3 protein-coding genes and 1 tRNA gene are annotated in these 1,652 nt (G+C 58.5%); 3 read left to right on the forward strand and 1 reads right to left on the reverse strand.

From position 1 onward, the window contains the following. Positions 1–359, reverse strand: a 359-nt coding sequence (locus tag ATN84_RS16195) for a porin (RefSeq protein ID WP_161939584.1), incomplete at its 3' end; no start/stop codon positions are given. Between the two features lie 589 nt (positions 360–948). On the opposite strand from ATN84_RS16195, the gene ATN84_RS16200 reads away from it, so the two are divergent. From ATN84_RS16200 to ATN84_RS16205, 3 genes are all read left to right on the forward strand, one after another. Then, positions 949–1,039 (forward strand) — tRNA-Ser (locus ATN84_RS16200). Beyond that, complete coding sequence (locus tag ATN84_RS26965; protein WP_153020271.1) at positions 1,012–1,284, forward strand: hypothetical protein; 273 nt, start codon at positions 1,012–1,014, stop codon at positions 1,282–1,284. The genes ATN84_RS16200 and ATN84_RS26965 overlap by 28 nt, the downstream gene beginning before the upstream one ends. A 144-nt stretch (positions 1,285–1,428) precedes the next feature. Beyond that, positions 1,429–1,652 (forward strand): porin (locus ATN84_RS16205; protein ID WP_201026394.1); only part of this gene is annotated, 224 nt, incomplete at its 3' end.

Genomic DNA, 1,652 nt, shown 5'->3' on the forward strand with positions numbered 1-1,652 from the left:
TAGGTGCGCAGCGTGCCGAGCTCGGTTTCCGAAGCGGTGTGCGTGCGCAGCGTGAAGCGCAGGCGCTTGCGCCAGGTGTCATCACCCTCTTCGAGGAGAGCGCCATCAGCAACGCGGAAGCGATCACGACCGACAGCGCCGAGAGCATCGCCGGCGCCCATGTCGTAACGCAGGTATCCGGAGATACGCAGGCAGGTTTCGGTGCCGGGGATGTAGAAGTAGCCAGCGCCGTAAGCGTCGCAGACGCGGACATATTCGACGGGTTCCGGCTCGGCGATGACGACAGCGTCGGCAGCGCGAGCACCGGAGACTGCGACGAGAGCCGCAGCGGAGCCGAGAAGAAGGCTCTTGATGTTCATTTCTGACCTCCAGTCAAAGTTAAAAATGGGTCTGGGCATTCTGATTTGGCTGAAGGACAACCTGTCCCCATCCCCTACGCGAAAAAGTCGCCCCGAAGCGCTCCTTCTTCCAGAGCGACCATACTCGCCGGGGTTGGCGTTTCAACACTGAATAACGTCAGGCAAGGGTCCGGCCGGCGCTATGCATATGCGCTGTTGCAGAAAAGTCACGAAATTGCCCCAGACATGGCAGCTTGTTCAGGACTCCTTAATATGAGTTACCCCGGATTCATCTTCTTTAACGCGCGAAACGGCCTGCAATCCGCACGTTTTACGGGAATTTGGACGGGAATCAGGGGTGAATCACCCTTATCCACAGCGTCGACCGCGACGCACGCGATATCTGCCCCTTGCCGACACTTTGCCGGATTCGGCGCCGGATTCGCCTTCGGCCGGCGCCAAGCGTGCCCGATTCGAGCCTTGGTCTGGTCACATTGCTTCGCCCGCGCCCCGTTTCCGGCAGCCGGCGACAGCTAATGAAACGAAAAACATCGACCCTGCCTGCAAATCGCTTGAACTGCCGTGCTTTACCGGCTATCTCGCCCGTACCGGAGAGGTGGCCGAGTGGTCGAAGGCGCTCCCCTGCTAAGGGAGTAGACCCCAAAAGGGTCTCGTGGGTTCGAATCCCATCCTCTCCGCCATCCATGCTCTTCGGGCGTACGAATTCTCCTTCTCCACCATCAATGGTTTGAAAAAGCGTTCCGGAATGGATCATCGGATCAAGTCCGATGATGACGGCCGTCCTTCTATGCAACGGCCAATGGCAGGCACCAACACTGAAAATTGCCGCAAAACGTCTCCTTCCGTCATCAGCGGATTTGATCCGATGATCCATTCCGAACGACTTCTAATCAATCAACATATTGATTTGATTTCATTTTCATGACTTCCCGTCGATTCTTGACTGGAGGTCAGAAATGAACATCAAGAGCCTTCTTCTCGGCTCCGCTGCGGCTCTCGTCGCAGTCTCCGGTGCTCGCGCTGCCGACGCTGTCGTCATCGCCGAGCCGGAATTGACTGGAGGTCAGAAATGAACATCAAGAGCCTTCTTCTCGGCTCCGCTGCGGCTCTCGTCGCAGTCTCCGGTGCTCGCGCTGCCGACGCTGTCGTCATCGCCGAGCCGGAACCCGTCGAATATGTCCGCGTCTGCGACGCTTACGGCGCTGGCTACTTCTACATCCCCGGCACCGAAACCTGCCTGCGTATCTCCGGATACCTGCGTTACGACATGGGCGCCGGCGATGCTCTCGGCGC

Origin of the sequence: Paramesorhizobium deserti (genome assembly GCF_001558695.1) — a bacterium.
GTDB classification, from domain to species: domain Bacteria; phylum Pseudomonadota; class Alphaproteobacteria; order Rhizobiales; family Rhizobiaceae; genus Paramesorhizobium; species Paramesorhizobium deserti.